The 17,961-nt window shown below is 73.6% G+C and carries 13 protein-coding genes, 2 pseudogenes and 1 riboswitch; of the genes and pseudogenes, 3 read left to right on the top strand and 12 right to left on the bottom strand.

What is annotated here, in order from left to right:
- Window positions 1-687 precede the first annotated feature (687 nt).
- The 12 genes and pseudogenes from cobA to ABEB28_RS29675 all read right to left on the bottom strand — a co-directional run bounded on the left by cobA (window position 688) and on the right by ABEB28_RS29675 (window position 15,144).
- Window positions 688-1,935, bottom strand: coding sequence for a uroporphyrinogen-III C-methyltransferase (cobA, locus tag ABEB28_RS29730; protein ID WP_345731550.1), 1,248 nt, complete (start codon window positions 1,933-1,935; stop codon window positions 688-690).
- Window positions 1,932-3,089, bottom strand: a pseudogene (gene cobT / locus ABEB28_RS29725) (nicotinate-nucleotide--dimethylbenzimidazole phosphoribosyltransferase); the annotation flags it as partial. The gene cobA and the pseudogene cobT, both read right to left, overlap by 4 nt.
- A gap of 132 nt (window positions 3,090-3,221) precedes the next feature.
- Complete coding sequence (gene cobC / locus ABEB28_RS29720) at window positions 3,222-4,253, bottom strand: Rv2231c family histidinol phosphate aminotransferase CobC (protein ID WP_345731657.1); 1,032 nt, start codon at window positions 4,251-4,253, stop codon at window positions 3,222-3,224.
- Window positions 4,250-4,648 carry a cobalamin biosynthesis protein gene (locus ABEB28_RS29715; protein ID WP_345731549.1) on the bottom strand — a complete coding sequence of 133 codons (399 nt, stop codon included), beginning with the start codon at window positions 4,646-4,648 and terminating at the stop codon, window positions 4,250-4,252. Before ABEB28_RS29715 ends, cobC begins: the two co-directional genes overlap by 4 nt.
- Before the next feature lie 13 nt (window positions 4,649-4,661).
- A complete protein-coding gene (gene cobI, locus ABEB28_RS29710) occupies window positions 4,662-5,381 on the bottom strand; it encodes a precorrin-2 C(20)-methyltransferase (protein ID WP_345731548.1) in 720 nt (239 codons plus the stop codon).
- Window positions 5,382-6,021: 640 nt separating this feature from the next.
- Window positions 6,022-7,362: pseudogene (locus ABEB28_RS29705) on the bottom strand (cobyrinic acid a,c-diamide synthase CobB); the annotation flags it as partial.
- On the bottom strand, window positions 7,359-7,973 hold the full coding sequence (cobO, locus tag ABEB28_RS29700; protein WP_345731547.1) for a cob(I)yrinic acid a,c-diamide adenosyltransferase: 615 nt from the start codon (window positions 7,971-7,973) through the stop codon (window positions 7,359-7,361). The pseudogene ABEB28_RS29705 and the gene cobO, both read right to left, overlap by 4 nt.
- Window positions 7,973-10,093, bottom strand: a complete 2,121-nt coding sequence (locus ABEB28_RS29695) for a putative cobaltochelatase (RefSeq protein ID WP_345731656.1) — start codon at window positions 10,091-10,093, stop codon at window positions 7,973-7,975. Before ABEB28_RS29695 ends, cobO begins: the two co-directional genes overlap by 1 nt.
- Window positions 10,094-10,188: 95 nt before the next feature.
- A riboswitch (cobalamin riboswitch) is annotated at window positions 10,189-10,315 on the bottom strand.
- Between the two features lie 390 nt (window positions 10,316-10,705).
- Window positions 10,706-11,380, bottom strand: coding sequence for a phosphoribosyltransferase (locus tag ABEB28_RS29690; protein ID WP_345731546.1), 675 nt, complete (start codon window positions 11,378-11,380; stop codon window positions 10,706-10,708).
- 61 nt (window positions 11,381-11,441) lie between these two features.
- A complete protein-coding gene (locus tag ABEB28_RS29685; protein ID WP_345731545.1) occupies window positions 11,442-12,086 on the bottom strand; it encodes a response regulator in 645 nt (214 codons plus the stop codon).
- Window positions 12,083-14,263, bottom strand: a complete 2,181-nt coding sequence (locus ABEB28_RS29680; protein WP_345731544.1) for a sensor histidine kinase — start codon at window positions 14,261-14,263, stop codon at window positions 12,083-12,085. The genes ABEB28_RS29685 and ABEB28_RS29680 overlap by 4 nt, the downstream gene beginning before the upstream one ends.
- 182 nt (window positions 14,264-14,445) lie before the next feature.
- Window positions 14,446-15,144 (bottom strand): hypothetical protein, encoded by a 699-nt coding sequence (locus ABEB28_RS29675; RefSeq protein ID WP_345731543.1) that lies wholly within the window; start codon window positions 15,142-15,144, stop codon window positions 14,446-14,448.
- A gap of 204 nt (window positions 15,145-15,348) precedes the next feature.
- Here ABEB28_RS29675 and ABEB28_RS29670 point away from each other — a divergent pair, with 204 nt between their 5' ends.
- Genes ABEB28_RS29670 through ABEB28_RS29660 form a run of 3 tightly spaced genes read left to right on the top strand, consistent with a single transcriptional unit; the run spans window position 15,349 to window position 17,956 of the window.
- A complete protein-coding gene (locus ABEB28_RS29670) occupies window positions 15,349-16,317 on the top strand; it encodes an alpha/beta hydrolase (protein WP_345731542.1) in 969 nt (322 codons plus the stop codon).
- A gap of 31 nt (window positions 16,318-16,348) precedes the next feature.
- Entirely contained in the window at window positions 16,349-17,152 is an 804-nt protein-coding gene (locus tag ABEB28_RS29665; protein ID WP_345731541.1) for an SURF1 family cytochrome oxidase biogenesis protein, read from the top strand.
- 9 nt (window positions 17,153-17,161) lie between these two features.
- Complete coding sequence (locus ABEB28_RS29660) at window positions 17,162-17,956, top strand: dienelactone hydrolase family protein (RefSeq protein ID WP_345731540.1); 795 nt, start codon at window positions 17,162-17,164, stop codon at window positions 17,954-17,956.
- Window positions 17,957-17,961 lie beyond the last annotated feature (5 nt).

Raw genomic sequence — 17,961 nt, 5'->3', positions numbered from 1 at the left:
CTCGACGACCGTCCCAGTCGCGGCGGTCGTCATCCCGATCCCGACCGCGGTCCCGGCGCCCGTCGCCGTCCCGGCGGTCACGGTGCCGGTCACCGTCCCAGCGGTCCCGGCGGTGGCCGTCCCCCCAGCGGTCGTGGTGGTGGCCGCCGCCCCAGCGGTCACGGTCCCGCCAGTGACACGACCGGTCCCAGCGCCACCGGTCATGATGCCAACGCCGGTCCCAGCACCAGCGTGAATGCCGCTGGCACCACCGGTCTCCGTGCGGACACCATCTCGACGTGGACGCAGTTGTCGCGCTGGCTTCGGCCGGTGCCGCCACCGCCGGTGCGGCAGGTACGGCTGCGCCGGCCGGAGAAGCGGTCAGCACCAAACCGGCTCCGATCACACCGGCGGCCAGGCCGGCGCGGAGCTTCGAAGATTTCGTCATCGGTTGCCTTCCAGAGACGAGAGAAGAGCACCGACCTTCGGGCGACCGTCGCTCGGCCGTGGCCGATCAGCTCGCTCCACTCCGGACACGCTCGAGGCGCCGCGGGAGCCCAGCGACGTAGTCATGAGGGCGCCGGGAGCGCGGAACGATCCGCGGGACCACCGGGCCGTCGACGGCATCTGCCGAGGTCGTGCGCCCGTAGTATGTCCACGCGAAAAGGATAAAGTAAAGCTAATACAACAAACCGGACTATTGGGCAGTCAGGTTCGCGTTCCGGCCGGCAACGCCGATGCCAGGGCGGTCAACCGCTCGGCGATCGTGACCACCTCGCCCACGACACAGATCGCCGGATGCGACAGCCCGGCGGCGAGCGCGTTCGCCGCCACCGTCCCGAGCGTCGCCACAACCTGGCGCTGCGAGCCGGTCGTCCCCTCCTGGATCACGGCGGCCGGGGTGTCGGCCGAGCGCCCGTGCGCGATCAGAGCCGCGGTGATCGCCGGCAACCGTTCCACGCCCATCAGGATCACCAGCGTCCCGCGCAACCGAGCCAACGCAGCCCAGTCGACCAGCGAGCGCGGATCCTCCGGAGCGACGTGTCCGGACACCACCACGAGCTCGTGCGCGATTCCCCGGTGCGTCACCGGGATCCACGCGGCGGACGGCACCGACACCGCCGACGTCACGCCCGGCACCACCTCCACCGGCACTCCGGCGGCCAGGCAGGCCTCCAGCTCCTCGCTGCCGCGGCCGAACACGAACGGGTCGCCGCCCTTGAGCCGCACCACGAACTGCCCGGCCTTCGCCCGCGACACCAGCGTCTCGTTGATCGCCTCCTGGGCCATCGCCCGCCCGTACGGCACCTTCGACGCGTCCACGACCTCGACGTGCGACGGCAGCTCGTCCAGCAGTAGCTGCGGGGCGAGCCGGTCGGCGACCACCACGTCGGCTTGGGAGAGCAACCGTCGGCCGCGGACCGTGATCAGCTCCGGATCCCCCGGTCCGGCTCCGACCAGCGCGACGCCGGGCACCGGGCCGCGATTGCGGTGCGGTGCGGCGTCCAGCGAACCGTCGGAGAGCCGGTCGACCACCGCGTCCCGGAGCAGTGCGGCCCGGCGCGGGTCCCGGTCGGCGTGCACGGCGACGGTCAACTGGCCGTGCCGCCCGACCGCGGGCGTCCACGCCGACGCGTCGCTCCCGTCGTCGGCCCGGGCGCAGAACGTGTGCGCCCGCTCCGCTGCCTCCGCGACCGTTGCGTTCACCTCGGGTACGTCGGTGGCGGCCACCACGTACCACGCGCCCTCCACGTCGCCCTCGGCGTACCCACGCCGCTCCCAGCGCAGGCGCCCGGCTGCGGCCAGCGCGTCCAGCGCCGGCGTCGCCTCCGGCGCCACCAGGACGATCTGCGCGCCGGCGTCGAGCAGGCCGGACACCCGGCGTTGTGCCACGGTGCCACCGCCGACGACCAGGACCCGTCGTCCCGTCAGCCGCAACCCGACCGGATACGTCACTGCTTCTCCGTCACACCAGCCGAGTCGAACGTCGCCACGTCCCGCAGCGCGCGGACCGAGGCCTGGACCAGCGGCAGCGCGAGCACCGCACCGGTGCCCTCACCCAGCCGCAGCGAGAGGTCGACGAGCGGGGTCAGCCCCAGGTGCGCCAGTGCGACGCCGTGCCCCGGCTCCGTCGAGCGGTGACCGGCGACCGCAGCGTCCAGGCAGGCCGGGGCGAGCGACGCCGCGACGAGCGCCGCCGAGCCCGCGATCACGCCATCGAGGACGACCGGCACCCGCGCGGCGGCCGCCCCGAGAACGAACCCGGCGATCGCGGCGTGCTCCAGGCCACCGACGGCGGCCAGCGCACCGATCGGGTCGGCCGCGCCGGGCCCGGCGAGCCCCCGGCCGGGCGTGTCGACGACCGGGGCAGACGCCGGCGCCGCGTCGAGTCCGTGCAGCGCCAGCGCGCGGCGGACGACGTCGGTCTTGTGCCGCAGCGTCTCCGCGTCGACACCGGTTCCGGCACCCGTCACCGCGGCAGCGTCCGCGCCGGTGAACGCGGCGGTCAGCGCGGCCGAGGCGGTGGTGTTCGCGATGCCCATGTCGCCGGTGAGCAGGGCCCGGTTCCCCGCGGCCACCAGGTCGCGGGCGACCGTGATCCCGACCTCGATCGCGGCGAGCGCCTCGTCCCGGGTCATCGCCGGTTCTTCGGTCATGTCCCGGGTGCCCCGCCGGACGTTCCGGTCGAGCAGCCCCTCGCCGGCATGCGGGCCCTCTCCGACCGGCAGCACCGTGCCGACGCCGACGTCCACGACCGTGACCGACGCCCCGAGCTGCGCGGCGAACGCGTTCACGACCGCCCCACCCGCCAGGAAGTTCGCCACCATCTGGCCGGTGACCTCCTGCGGCCACGGCGTGACGCTCTGGGCGTGGACACCGTGGTCACCAGCGAACACCGCGACCGCGGCCGGCTCGGGTACCGGCGGCGGGCACTCGCCGGCCAGCCCGGCCAGCTGCACGGACAGGTCTTCGAGCACGCCGAGGGAGCCGGTCGGCTTCGTCATCCGGGCCTGCCGGTCGCGCGCCTGCGCGGCGGCCGCGGCGTCGGCCGGGTTGATCGCTGCGAGGGTCTCGTTCAACAGGCTCATCGGTTTCCTCCCAGGCTGGGCGGTCGCCCTGTGTTAATCGTGCACTGCTTCGCTGAGTGACCGTTGCCGCCCCACCCCGTGTCCGGGATCCGGGCGGCGCATGTCACGGGATGCGGGTCTGCGCGGTGGCCTTCCCGAAATCCGCCCGCACGGCTACCGCAGCGTGCGCAGGGTGGACAGGAAGGCGTCGGTGGTCGCACGATCACGGACTGCGATGCGGAGCCAGTCGGGGCCCAGGCCGGGGAACGTGTCACCGCGGCGGACCGCCCAGCCGTGGGCGCGCAGCTCTTCCCGGAGTGCGGTGGCGCCCTCGGTCTCGACCAGGACGAAGGACGACGCCGCTACCCCGTGGACCCGGATCCACGGCAGTGCCCGCAGCCCGGCCAGCAGGTGGGCGCGATCGTCGGCGAGCTGCTCGGCGTAGGCGTCGGCGGTCCGGCGGGCCAGATCGGTGCTGCAGGCCTCGGCGGCGACCAGCGCCGGCGTGGAGACGCCCCAGAGCGGCTGCGCGGCGGCCAGCGCCTCGATGGTCGCGGCTTCGGCGAGCAGGTAGCCGACCCGGAGGCCGGCCAGCCCCCAGGTCTTGGTCAGGCTGCGGACGACGACCAGGCCGGGCAGATCCCGACGGGACGCCACCGACGCAGGCTCCCCCGCGACCGTGTCCGCGAACGCCTCGTCGACGACGAGCGTCCGGCCGGGGCGGGCCAGTGCCGCGACGGTCTCCGCGGGGTGCAGCACCGACGTGGGGTTCGTCGGGTTGCCGAGCACGACCAGGTCGGCGGCGTCCGGCACCGCCTCGGGATCGAGGACGAACCCGTCGGCCGCGGCGAGCAGCGCCCGGTCGACCTGGTGACCGGCCGCACGCAGCGCCGCCTCGGGTTCGGTGAACTGCGGGTGCACCACGACCGGACGCCGCGGGCGCAGCACGCGCGCCAGCAGTACGAACGCCTCAGCCGCGCCCGCGGTGAGCAGGACCTCCTCCGGCGGGCGCTGGTGCCGCCCGGCGACGGCCGCGCGGGCGCGCGTCTGGTCGGGGTAGGCGGCGAGCGCGTCCAACGAGGCCCGCACCGGGTCGGCCAGCCAGTCCGGCATCGGTCCCGGACGGACGTTCACCGCGAGATCGACAAGACCTGCGTCCCGTACCTCAGCGTCTCCGTGGTGGCGTAGATCAAGCACGGTGCTCAGCCGCCGCCGTGCTGGGCGATCGCGACGGTCACGGTCGGGGACGTCCGCTTCGGGACGATCAGCGTGCCGGTCGGCCGTCCGCTCGCGTCCAGCAGCGCCGCGGCCTCGGCGACGCTCGCCGTGCCGGCCACCTCGCCCACCAGCGCGGACGGCGTCGGCACCAGCACCTGCGACAACCGGGCCGCCGGCCAGATGACGATCGGCCAACCCCGGTCGGCGGCCACCGTGCGGATACCCGCCTCGGTGCCCTTCGCCTCCAGCGTCGCCAGGTGCGCCACCGCGTGCGCGGGGATGCGCGCGTCGGCGAGCGCCTGGTCCACCAGGGCACCGACCTCGGCGGCGGACGCCCCCTGCCGCGCCCCGACCCCCACGACGTACATCGTTAACCGACTCACAGTCCCTCGGTCCTCACTGGGCCCCACTCCGCACGAGGCTGCTCCGGCGAGCCGGGACCAGCACCGATGACAGGTACGGGGCGATGTTGCCGTCCGCGGACGCCAGCGGACGGACCACCTCTCCCGGCAGGCCGAGCCGCGCCCCGTACAGCGCGCCGTGGAGGCGTCCGGCCCGCCGGACCGCCTCCTTGACCCCGATCAGGTGTCGGCCGCTCTTGTAGACCACGACGCTGCCCGGACGGTCCAGCACGTCGGAGAGGCCACCGACCCCGGCGCCGAGCGGCAGCAGCGTCAGCAGATCGCCGCCCTCGACCAGCGGCACCCGGGAGCGGCTAGCCAGGTCTTGGGCCGCGGTGACGCCGGGAACGGTCTCGATCGTGACGTCCGGGAGCAGCGCGCGCACGGACTGGGCCAGCGTGGTGAACGCCGAGTAGACGTTGGGGTCGCCGATCGTCGCGAACACCACCGAACCGCCGGGTCCCTTCGCGTGCAGGTACCGGGCCACCGCCTCGCTCGCCGCGTCGGGCTCGTCCGGAGCGGCCGGCGGCGCGAAGATCAGCCGCTCGATCCGGTCGTGGTCGACGTGCGTCCGGACGGTGATCTCGGCGTAGCCGGTTTCGTCGGCGGACAGCACCGGCACGTAGACCCGGTCGGCGGCGCGCATCATCCGCACCGCCTTCACCGTGACCAGCTCCGGGTCGCCCGGGCCCACCCCGACGCCGATCAGCTTCATGCGCGCTCCTCCGCCGGCGGTCGGGGCCGGCCCACCCAGCCCGGCTCGACCACCCGCCGCTGAAAGCTCATGATCCGTCGCGATCCGGCGCAGACCCCGGAGCGTCGGTCTGCGACACGCGGGGCGAACTTCCCTTTTCTGCGTTTTCGTCCTTCACCGGTGCGACGTGGCCGCCCGCGCCGTCTTCGGCGGACGCGCCCTCGTGTGCGGAGGCCCCGGCCTCCGATCGTGCGTTCACGATGGCGGCGTCCGCCTCCGCACGTGCCTTCGCCGCGGCAGCGTCGGCCTCCGCGCGCGCTTTCGCCGCGGCAGCGTCCGCCTCCGCGCGCTCGTCCGCCTCCGCGCGCTCGTCCGCCGGGGCGGAGGTCACCGCGGCTCCGTCGACGGCGACCACCGCGGTCGGAGTGTCGTCGGCCGCCGGCCGTGCGCCGCCTCCCACCACCACGGCGGTCGGTGCGTCGCCGGCGGTCGGCCGCGCGGCGTCACCCACCACCACGGCGGTCGGAGTGTCGTCGGCGGCCGGCGCCGTCGTGCCACCGGCCATCGGCGTCTCGCGGGGGACGTCCACCAAGGTCGGAATCGGATCGACGGCGACGGCGGACCCGTCCGGAGTGGCCGGCGCCGTCCGGCGCTGCAGCCGGGCCGCCGCGTCGACCAGCCGCCTGGCGATACCCGGGTGCGCCGCCCAATGCAGGTGCAGGTAGGACGCGTGGACGCCGTCCTGCACGAACCCCTCGGGCGGACGGCCCTGCCACTGCCACGCCGGCCGGACGCCCGCGCGCGGCTCCACCTGAGTGCGGTGGAAGACGTGGCCGTGGACGCGAGTGCCCTCGGGTAGCAGCTGCGAGTCGGAGATCGCGACCGCGCTGCGGTAGCCGAGCGTGAGGTTCGGGGTCATGCCCGCCTCGGCGTCGAGCACGCCGCACATCGGCTTGCCGTCCAGCGATTTCGTCAGCCAGAGCAGGCCGGCGCACTCGGCGGCGATCGGCGCGCCGGACGCCGCCAGGTCCCGTACCGCCTTCTTCAACGGCTCGTTGGCGGCCAGCTTCTCGGCGTGCACCTCCGGGAACCCACCGCCGACGACCAGACCGGCAGTCCCCTCCGGGAGGGCCTCGTCGTGCAGCGGGTCGAACCGCGCCACCGCCGCACCGGTCGCCTCCAGCAGCTCGACCGTCTCCGCGTAGCCGAACGTGAACGCCGCACCGGACGCGACCGCGATCACCGGTCGGCCCGAGACCGCGCCGCCGACCGCGTCCGACGGCGACCACGGGTCAGCCGAGACCGGCGGCGCCGAGCGCGCGAGCCAGAGCAGCCGGTCCAGGTCCACGCTCTCGGCGACGACCGCGCCCATCTTCGCGACCGCCTCGGTCGCCTCCGGGCTGCGCTCGGCCACCGGCACCAGTCCCAGGTGCCGGGAGGGCGTTTTGATCGTGTCCCGCCGCCGCAGCGCGCCGAACACCGGCGTGCCGATCTCCTCGCAGGCCTCGCGGAGGATCTGCTCGTGCCGGTCGGACCCGACCCGGTTGAGGATCACCCCGCCGAGCCAGACGCTCGGCTCGTAGGTGCGGAATCCGTGGACCAGCGCGGCCACCGACCGACCCTGCGCGGCGGCGTCGACCACCAGGACGACCGGCGCGCGCAGCGCGGCCGCGACCTGTGCGGTCGATCCCAGGTCGCCGTGGCCGATCGCGCCGTCGTAGAGGCCCATCACGCCCTCGACGATCGCCAGGTCCGCACCGGCAGCACCGTGCGCGAACAGCGGACCGACCAGGTGCGGGCCGACCAGGTACGGGTCGAGGTTGCGCCCGGGACGCCCGGACGCGAGCGCGTGGTAACCCGGGTCGATGTAGTCCGGGCCGACCTTGTGCGGGCTGACGCGGAGCCCGCGCGAGGCGTAGGCCGCGAGCAGACCGGTCGTCACGGTGGTCTTGCCGTGGCCGGACGCCGGGGCGGCGATGACGAGGCGGGGGACGACGGTCACCACTCGATTCCCTTCTGGCCCTTCTGCCCGGCGTCCATCGGATGCTTGACCTTGGTCATCTCGGTGACCAGATCAGCAGCGGAGAGGAGGGACGGGTGGGCATTCCGGCCGGTGATCACGACGTGTTGGCTGCCGGGGCGGTTCCCCAGCGTCTCCACCACATCATCGACGTCGACCCAACCCCACTTCATGGGGTAAGTGAACTCATCCAGGACATAAAGCCCGTACGACTCGGCCGCCAGGTCCCGTTTGATCTGCTCCCAGCCCTCGGCGGCGTCCCGTGCATGGTCGGCCTCGGTGCCCGGCCGCTGGATCCAGGACCAGCCCTCACCCATCTTGTGCCAGGTCACGGGCGCACCCTTGCCGGTCTGCGCGTGGTACTCGCCGAGCGCGGTGAGGGCGTCCTCCTCCCCCACCCGCCATTTCGCGCTCTTCACGAACTGGAAGACGCCGATCGGCCAGCCGGCGTTCCAGGCGCGCAGCGCGAGGCCGAACGCGGCGGTGGACTTGCCCTTCCCCGGCCCGGTGTGGACGGCGAGGATCGGACGGCGACGACGCTGCCGGGTGGTGAGGCCGTCGGCCGGAACAGTGGTTGGTTTTCCCTGTGGCATCAGGCAGCCCTCGCAATCATTGCCAGTCCGTCAGCGGACACCTCGTCCAGCCGGAGTGCGGTGGCACCGAGGTGGACGGCGAGTTCCTGGGCCAGTCCGAGACGGATCGGGCCGTGCTCGCAGTCGACCACCACCGCGGCGATCCCCTCCGCGGCGAGGTGCGCCGCCGCGCGGCGAGCCTCCCCGCGGGCATCGCGGCCGTGCGTCGCACGACCGTCGGTCACCACGACCAGCAGCGGGCGCCGGTGCGGGTTGCGTCGCCGCTCCAGCCGGATCACCTCGGCGGACTTCGCCAGCCCGGCGGCGAGCGGCGTGCGTCCGCCGGTGGGCAACTCGTCCAGGCGGCGGGCCGCCACCTCGATGCTGCCGGTGGGCGGCAGCGCGAGCGTCGCGCCGTCCCGCCGGAACGTGACCAGCCCGACGGTGTCGCGCCGCTGGTACGCGTCGAGCAGCAGGGAGAGCACCGCGCCCTTGACCGCGGTCATCCGCTGCCGAGCGGCCATCGAACCGGACGCGTCGACGCAGAACAGGATCGTGTTGGACTCCCGGCCGCGGCGGACGGCCTGACGCAGATCGGCGCGGTCGACGAGCAGCCCCGCGATACGGCCACGAGCCTTTTGGTGCGGCGCCGCGGCCAGCAGCGTCGCGGTCAGGTGGACGTCGGTCACCGGACCGTCCGTGCGGGTCGCGCGCACCACCCGGCCGCGGCGGGACTCGGCGGCCGAGCGCCGGCCGGTGGCGTCGGACTGACTGCGGCCGATGCCCGGAACCGTGAGCAGTCTCGTCCGGTAGGGGGACGCCGCCCGCACGGCTGGTTGCTCGGCGGGCGCACCGGGCAGCCCGGGGACACCGTCCGGCGCCTCACCGGTGGGCGCGGTGCGCGGCTGCGGCGCGGGGGCCGGCGGCGCTTCCGGTGCGGTGCCGTCGGTATCGGAAGGTGGCGGGCTCGATCCGTCCGCCCCCTCACCACCGTCCGGGGCGCCGCCGTCCGGGCCACCGTCACCCGGGCCACCGTCGCTCCCGCCACCGTCGTCAGGGCCCTCGTCGTCAGAGCCACCGCCGTCGGGGCCACCGTCGCCCGGGTCGTCCGGATCGTCGTCCGGGTCGTTCTCGGCGGCCTCGCGCAGCGCTTCGTCGAGCTTGTCCTGGTCGAGGCCGGGCGCGTCGAACGGATTGCGGCGACGGCGGTGCGGCAACGCCAACTCCGCCGCCCGCCGGATGTCCTCGTCGGTGACGTGGTCCCGCCCGTGCCACGCCGCGAGCGCGACCGCCGTGCGGGCCGTGACCAGGTCGGCGCGCAACCCGTCCACGTCGAAAGCGGCGCACACCGCGGTGATCCGCCGCAGAGCGGCGTCGCTCAGCTCGACGGCCGAGAGCCGGTCGCGGGCGTCGACGATGCGGGCCGCGAGCTCGGTGTCGGCGGCGGCCCAGCGCGCCGCGAACCCCTCCGGATCGGCCTCATAGGCCAGCCGGCGCCGCACGACCTCCGCGCGCTCGGCCGGCTTTCGACTGGCGGTGACCTCGACGGTGAGGCCGAACCGGTCGAGCAACTGCGGGCGGAGCTCGCCCTCCTCCGGGTTCATCGTTCCGACCAGCAGGAACCGGGCGGCGTGCCGCACCGAGACGCCGTCCCGCTCGACGTAGGCGCTGCCCATCCCGGCCGCGTCCAGGAGCGTGTCGACCAGGTGGTCGGCGAGCAGGTTCACCTCGTCGACGTAGAGGACGCCCCGGTGCGCGGCGGCGAGCAGACCCGGCTGGTAGGCGCGGACGCCCTCGGTGAGCGCGCGCTCCAGGTCCAGCGCGCCCACCAGCCGGTCCTCGGTCGCGCCGACCGGCAGCTCGACCAGCCGCGCCGGACGGGTCTCGGCGACCACGTCGACGTGCGGCCCGTCCGGGCAGAGCGGGTCGGGGGCGGCCGGATCGCAGGCGAACCGGCACCCGGGAACAACCGTGATCGCGGGCAGCAACGCGTGCAGCGCCCGGACGACGGTGGATTTGGCGGTGCCTTTCTCGCCCCGGGCCAGGACGCCACCGATGGCGGGCGAGACGGCGTTGAGCGTCAACGCCAGGCGGAGGTCGTCGAGGCCGACGACGGCGGAGAACGGGTACGGCGGGGTCACCCGCCGGTCACGCACGAGCGCATGCCAGGGTCCTTCCCGCGGGTGTCCACGCCCGCGTGTGGGTGACCTGCGAGCATGCTCGCAGGGAGCGGACGCAGTGTCCTGGCTCCCGGATCGACGCGTTTCCTCGGCCTTCCAGCCGTGTCTGGCCGTGACCGTTGGGTGAGGTCGGCTCCCCGGTGACAGTGGCGGGACCGCGCCGGATTCTCACCGGTCTTCCTGCCCTCCGCTCAGGCGACACTGTGACTCACCGCGTGGCCTGCCGTCAAAGGGCACCCACCCCGCGAGACACGAGTCACGCAAGACCCACCCTGCGCACGCAGTCGCGCGGCCCCGCGGCGCAGCCCTCGGTGCGCGGTGCGTGAGGGCGCGGGCGGGCGCGCGGGGCGCGGGGCACGGGGCGCGGTGCGCGGGGCACGGGGCGCGGTGCGCGGGGCACGGGGGCGGCGCCTTTTCGGGAAGAGCACCCACCCCCTGCGAGCCCCGGCCCGACTTTTCGGGAAGACCACCCCTCAGCGGCGCCCCGGAGGTGGCCTTTCGGGAAACCACCCGCCACCTCGCCGCGCCGAGGTTGTCTTCCCGAAAACCACCCCACGCGCCGAAGCACCGGGCTCAGAGGCGGAGTGCGGCGCTCTCGTGGCGGGCGACGCGCAGCTCCTCTTCGACCTGCTCGTCGGTGAGCTGCGGAAAGTCTCGGTAGTGGAACCCCACCGCACGGAACTCCGGCGGCGCGCTCACGCACACCACCGCGTCGGTCTCGGTGCGGAGTATGGCCACCGCCTGCGGCGCGCAGACGGGCGCGGCGAACACGAGATGCCCCGGGTTCTCGGCCCGCACCCGCCGGAGCGCGGCCCGCGCGGTCGCGCCGGTCGCCAACCCGTCGTCGACGACCACCACGGTCCGCCCGGCCACCACCGGCGCCGACCGCCCGGTCCGGTACCGCTCGGTGCGGCGGCGCGCCTCGGCCCGCTCCCGCTCGACGTCCGCGTCGAGGTCCTCCAGCCGGAGACCGACCTGTCCGAGTAGCCCTTGGTCGAACAGCGCGGGCCCGTCGATGGTCACCGCGCCCAGGGCGAGCTCGCGGTGCCACGGCACGCCGATTTTCCGCGCGACCACGACGTCCAGCTCACCGTGGACCGCGGCGGCCACCGCACGCGCGATCGGAACACCACCGCGCGGCAGCCCGAGGACCAACGGCACGTGGTGCGCATCGCCATGGTCGACGAGGTGCTCACTCACCGCAGTGGCCAACGCCCGGCCTGCTTCCGTCCGGTCGGCGAAGAACATCAGACACCCCCAGCGCCCGGCAACCGTTACTCCCGGTTACCCCAGCCCGAGACGCTGACACTCAGGTGGCCGCCCCCAATCCTCGTTCCCTGGCAAGAACCAGGGCTTCGGAACGGTTCGGCACACCGAGCTTCGTCAGCACGTTCGCCACGTGGTTCCGCACCGTCTTGGGGCTCAGCACCAGCCGACGCGAGATCGTCGTGTTGTCGTACCCCCGCGCGACCAGGTCGAGGACCTCCCGCTCCCGGTCGGTGAGCTCGGGAAACGGCACCGGCCCGGTGGTCCGCGCCCCGGACAGGTAGTTCATCGCCCGGGCCGCCACCTGCGGTCCCAGGATCACCTCGCCGTTCGCGACCGCCCGTACCGCCCGCTCGACCTCGGTCGGCGTCGCGCCCTTCAGCAGGTAACCACGCGCACCGGCCCGCACCGAGGCGACCACCGACTCGTCGTCCTCCAGCATCGTCACGACGAGCACCCGGGCCTCCGGAAGCCGCCGCAGCAGCTCCCGGGTGGTCTCGACACCGGAGTCCGCGCCCAGGTGCAGGTCCATGATCACCACGTCCGCGTCCGGCCCGATCGTGGCGAGCGCCTCGGCGCGGGACGCGGCCTGCGCCACCACGTCCACCCCGTCGAGGCTGCTGAGCAGCGCGACCATCCCCAACCTGAACACCGGATGGTCGTCGACGACCGCGACCCGGAGCGTCACTGCGGCACCATCGGCAGGACCGCCGCCACTCGGGTGCCCCCGGCCGCGGCCGGTCCGATCTCCAGTGCTCCGCCCTGCTCCTCGGCCCGCTCCCGCATCGACTGGGTGCCGACACCGGCGACCGCATCCGCCCGGAACCCGGTCCCGTCGTCTTCGACGACCACCCAAACACCCTGCTGGGCGACGTCCGGCAACTCGCCGACGGCTACCTCGACGTCACACCGCGACGCCCCGGCGTGACGGGCGACGTTCATGACGGCCTCCACCACGATGCCGTAGACGGCGGTGGCCAGGTGCGGTACGAGCCCTTCGGTGCCGTCGCACCGCACCCGCACGTCGAGGCCGCCCTCGCGGTGGCGTGCGGAGAGCTCGACCAGCGCCGGCTCCAAGCCCAGTTCGTCGAGGATCGGCGGCAGCAGGCTGCGGGAGAGCGTCCGGACGTCGTTCACGCGGCCGTCCAGCTCGTCCTGGAGCGCGGCGAGCAACGTGCCTGCGGCGTGCGGATCGCGGCCGATCAGGTTCTGAGCGCCTTGCAGTCCGAGCCGGATGCCGGCGAGCGACGGCCCGAGCCCGTCGTGCAGCTCGCGCCGGATGACCCGCCGCTCCTCCAGCCGGACCGACGTCAGCCGCTGCCGGGCGTCCGCCAAGTCTTGGGACGCGCGGGCCAGCACGACGCCGGCCGCGACGACCGAGACGAGTTCGTCGAGCGAGCGCAGCGCGCGAGCGTCGAGTGCCTCCCCCGGCGGCGCCGTCACCCCGAGCACGCCGACCTCGTCACCGCGGTGCCGCAGCGGCACAACGGTCGCGGGTGACGTCGGAATCCCCCACGCGGCGGCGCGCACACCCTCGACCTCGAGAGTCACCGACTCCAGACGCAGTGCGTGCCCGACGCTCTCGACCAGTCCGCTGAGCAGTTCCTCGGCGCTCTGCGCACCACCGAGGTGCCGGCCCAGGCGGCGGACGGCCCGCTCCGGCTCGGCGGCGTCACCGTAGACCAGGCGGCGGACGTAGCGCTGCAGCCAGAGGCGGGAGGGCTGCACCGCCACCGCGACCACCGCGGCCGCCACGATCTGCGCGATGCCGTCGCCCGGCAGGAATCGCGTGAGTACGGCGGTCACCGCCGTGTAGAGGACGACCAGGCCCACCGTGAGCAAGCCGCCCAGCACGGTCCGGCTGATCGCCAGGTCGAGACCCCACATCCGCTGCCGCAGCACCGACACGAGGATCGCCGCCGGGAACACCGCCTGCGCGACCAGGTGCAGCACCGGCGTCACCCAGATCGGCAGCTCGACCAGCCCGTAGAGCGCCAGCGGGAGGAACGACAGCGCCATGACCGCCGTACCGATGGCCAGCCAGCCCAGGCCGATGCGCTCGTCCACCGGCCCCCGCCGCCACCGCCAGGTGACCTCGGCCGCGGTCACCAGGCCGACGGTCACGACCACGGCAGCGGCCGCCATGAACGGCACCAGCATGTTCAGCAGCTGCACACCGACGAACCCGGCGGTCGCGAGCGCCCCGGCGACGATGCCGGCTCGCGCCGTCCAGCCGAGCCGGTGGTCCCGGATCAGCCACGGCACGACCAGGAAGCTGGCGAGCGTTCCCGGTACCCAGGCGAGGGTCTGCAGGTAGCTCAGGACCGCCATCGCCGGTAACGGCCGATGCTCGGCGAGCGATTCGTACGCGTAGCCGAACGCGGCCAGCGCTCCGCCGATCGCCATCACGGCGACCAGCCACGGCACCGGGTGCCGACGCCGGGAGAGCGTCAACCCGGCCACCGTGCCGTAGATGGCGGCCACGGCGACGTCGACCAGGAAGAACCAGAGGTTGTCGGTGACCGGTGGCCGGGACGCGATCAGCACGACGATCGCGACGCCGGTGATCAACCAGGAGACGACCGCGATCGTCGCAGCGGTCCGCGGCAGGCCGTCGTTCGGCGGGGTCGCGGGGAGGCCCGACGCCGCCGCGCCGTCGTTCGGGCGACCGGGCGCCGCCGCGCCGCCGTTCAGGCGGCCAGGTGCCGCCGCGCCGCCGTTAGGGCGGCCGGGTGCCGCCGCGAGCTGCGTGGCCGCGGCCTGCACCGGCCGCGTCGGTGCGCCGTCCGGCGGCACGGCGAAAGCGCCCGCACCGCCGTTGTGGCTGGTGGGAGCGCTCTGCGGAGAGGTGGTCGTTCGCTTCATGTGCTCGCCGACTTTACGGTCGGCAAGCCCGGCGCGAAGTCAGGAATCAGACCGTTCGACGAGGCGAAGTGGCCGGTCGGACGCGCCACGGGGGAGACGCATCCGACCGGCGATCCAGGACCCGCCGCGGCGCGGGAGGAATGCGCCGCGGTGGGTCAGCTCGTACTACCGCCCGGCGCGGGTCAGGCGCGGCGCCGATCGGCGAGCAGGAACCCGAGCGCGGTGACGAGCAGCCAGATCGGGCCGGTGAAACCGGCCATGTACTGCACCGGCGAGATGCCGACGAGCAGCGTGAGCCCACCGAGCACCGCGCCCACCCAGCCGATCCAGCGCGGCGCGGCCGAGTGCCGCAGCGCAGCCACGGCCACCGCGACGCCGGCGAGGCCCGCGCCCATCCACAGCCACGGGATCGTGGCGATCCAGTGGGCGTAGAAGTCGGCGCTCTCCGGCACGAGCTCGCCCTTCGGGGCGTGGACGCCGAACACGAACTCCGTCGTCAGACCGGTGCCGAGCAGCAGGGCGACGGAGACCAGCCCGAGCCCGGAGGCGGCCACCGCGGGCAGCAGGCTGCCGACCGGCGCCTGCGCCTCCAGCCGCCGCTTCAGACCGGCTCCGAACACGACGAGCAGCACCGTGGTGAGGAGGCCGAGCGTGTGGGTCGCCAGGATGATCGGCGTCTGGTCCGCCAGCGCCTCGACGACCTTCTCGGGCTTGCCGATGGTCTCCGGTCGGTACGCGGCGTCGATCTCCAGGCTGAGCACGATCGCCGCCAGACCGGTGACACCGGCGACGAGACCGGTCACGGCCCATGCCGTGCTGTTGCCGACGCTCTGGCGCTGCTCGCGCGGCGGCGTTGACGCGTGACTTGTGTACGTACTCATCGTGCGCTTCCTGCTCTCATCTCCGGCCCCGGTCGCCGGGGCGCCCGCCCCGACGGCGGGGCTAACCGGAGATCACGGTGCCGCGCCCGGCGTCCCGGGTTCGAGGGCGTAGCGCCCAACTCCTCGGGCGCCCGCCGAGGACGCCGCGGACCGTGCCGCCAACGCCACACCCGGGGCTCCCGCGACGGGCGTTAACCTTCGGGCATGACCACGGCGACCACGGCGTACACCTGGACGACCGACGTCCTGGGCGCACCCTACGAACAATGCACGATCCCACTCGGCCGCGACGATCAAGGTGAGGTCGTCGCCACCCTGGTCCGCCGCCGTGCCGACCAGCCCACCGGGCGGGCCGTGCTCCACGTTCACGGCTTCGTCGACTACTTCTTCCAGACCCACCTGGCCGACCGGCTGGTCGAGGCGGGGTTCGACTTCTACGCGATCGACCTGCGCAAGTACGGCCGTAGCCTGCGCCCGCACCAGACGCCGTACTTCTGCCGCAGCTTGAGCGAGTACTACGCCGACCTGGACACCGCCGTTCGGGTCATCCGGGAGCAGGACGAGCACGACACCGTGCTCGTCCACGCCCACTCCACCGGCGGCCTGATCACGCCGCTCTGGGTGCACCGCCACCGCACCGAGCGACTCGTCGACGGGCTGGCGTTGAACAGCCCGTTCTTCGACATGAACCAGCCGTGGCTGGTTCGGAACGCGATCGACAGGTTCGCGACCAAGGTGGGCGCGATCCGGCCGTATCAGGTCATGCCGGCGCCGTCGTCGAACTTCTACGGGCGCAGCCTGCACCGCGACCACGCCGGCGAGTGGGACTACGACCTGGCCTGGAAGCCGCTGTCCGGGGTCCAGATCCACGCCGGGTGGCTGCGAGCGATCCGCAACGGCCACCGCCGGATCGAGGCCGGTCTCGCGATCGAGGTCCCGATCTTCGTCGCCTGCTCCACATCGACGTTCCGGTCGCCGCGCTGGGACGAGTCGGTGCTGCGGACCGACGCCGTGCTCGACGTCGAGCACATCGCGAGCCGGGCGCACCGGCTGGGCCGACAGGTGACGCTGGTCCGGATCGAGAACGGTGTGCACGACCTGGCGCTCTCCGCCGAACCGGTGCGGGAGCGGTATCTCCAGGAACTTCTACGCTGGGTAGAGACCTATGTCTGACCGTCGCGCTCCGGCGGAGTAGCGTCGGATCGTGTACCGCTTCCTGCTGAGCCCGAAGTGGGTTGCCTCGTTCCTGCTCTGTGTCGTGGCCGCTGTGGTCTGCGTACGGTTGGCGCACTGGCAGCTCGACCGGCTCGACCAGAAGCGCACGATCAACGCGGCGATCACGGCGGCTCGCAGCGCCCCGCCGGTCCCGGCCGACCAGGCACTCAGCACGGCCTCGGACCCCGGTGACCGACGCGAGTACGCCCGGGTCGAGGCGAGCGGGCAGTACGACACCGCCGGTGAGGTGCTGGTCCGCAACCGCACCCAGGACAACACGCTGGGCTACTACGTGCTGACTCCTCTGCGGACGACCGACGGCCCGGTGCTGTGGGTGGTCCGTGGCTGGGTGGCCGCGACCTCGGGCGGCGCGACGCAGCTCCCCACCTACAGCGCGGCACCGGGCGGCACGGTCAGCGTCGTGGGCCGCGTCCGGGAGCCGGAGAGCGGATCGACCGGCGCGGTGCAGGTCAGCGGGCGGAACCTGATCACGCGGATCACACCGGAGGTCCTGCGGGCCGACGGCGAGCCGGCCTACGACGCGTTCGTCGAGCTGGTCTCCCAGCAACCCGCGGCCAAAGACGACGCATCACTGCCGGCCCTGTCGGCCCTGCCTGCGCCCGACGACCTCGATGAGGGCCCGCACCTGGCCTACGCCGTTCAGTGGTACCTGTTCGCGGGGATGTTCCTCGTCGGGTACGGGCTCCTCGCCCGCAACTACGCACATCGGGACGACGATCCGCGCGCCACCGTCGACGAGGAACCAGACGTCGTGAGGTCGGACGCCCCCTAGGCTTTCCCCATGGCGCGGACGATCGAGGGATTCACCCAGTTCGACTTCACCCACCACCGGACGACCCATCCGGTGTATCGGACAGGCACCGGCCCCGCCGTCATCGTGATCTCCGAGATACCCGGCATCACGCCGAAGGTGATCGCGTTCGCGCGGCGGGTGTCCGACCTCGGCTGCACGGTGTTCCTGCCCTCGCTGTTCGGGATCCCCGGCCGTGAGATCGACGGCAAGGCGGTGCGCACCGCGATGCGGAACGTCTGCGTCTCCCGCGAGTTCACGATGTTCGCCCGCGGGAAGGCGTCGCCGGTGACGGCCTGGCTGCGTGCGCTGGCGAAGCAGGCCCACGAGGAGTGCGGTGGTCCCGGCGTCGGGGCGGTCGGGATGTGCTTCACCGGCGGGTTCGCCCTAGCGATGGCGGTGGACCGGCGGATGCTCGCCCCGGTGCTCGCCCAGCCGTCGCTGCCGTTCGCCGTCGGTGCCGCCCGAAAGGCGGACGTCGGGCTGGACACCGCGTCGCTGGCACGCGTGAAGGAGCGCTGCGCCGACGAGGGCCTCTGCGTGCTCGGGCTGCGGTTCACCGACGACAAGTTCGTGCCGGCCGAGCGATTCGCCCGGCTGCGGCGTGAGCTCGGCGACGGGTTCGTAGGGGTGGAGATTCCGTCCTCGTCGGTGCCGAACGGTTCACAGCCGGGCGGAATGGCGCACTCGGTGCTCACCGAGGACCTGGTGGACGAGCCGGGCCATCCGACCCGCGCCGCCCTGGACCAGGTGCTGCAGCTCTTCCGCGACCGCTTGCTCTCCTGAACCCT

This window comes from Cryptosporangium minutisporangium (genome assembly GCF_039536245.1).
GTDB lineage: Bacteria > Actinomycetota > Actinomycetes > Mycobacteriales > Cryptosporangiaceae > Cryptosporangium > Cryptosporangium minutisporangium.
Note: the sequence above shows the minus strand (reverse complement) of the source record. Positions and strands in the feature narration are given on the sequence as shown.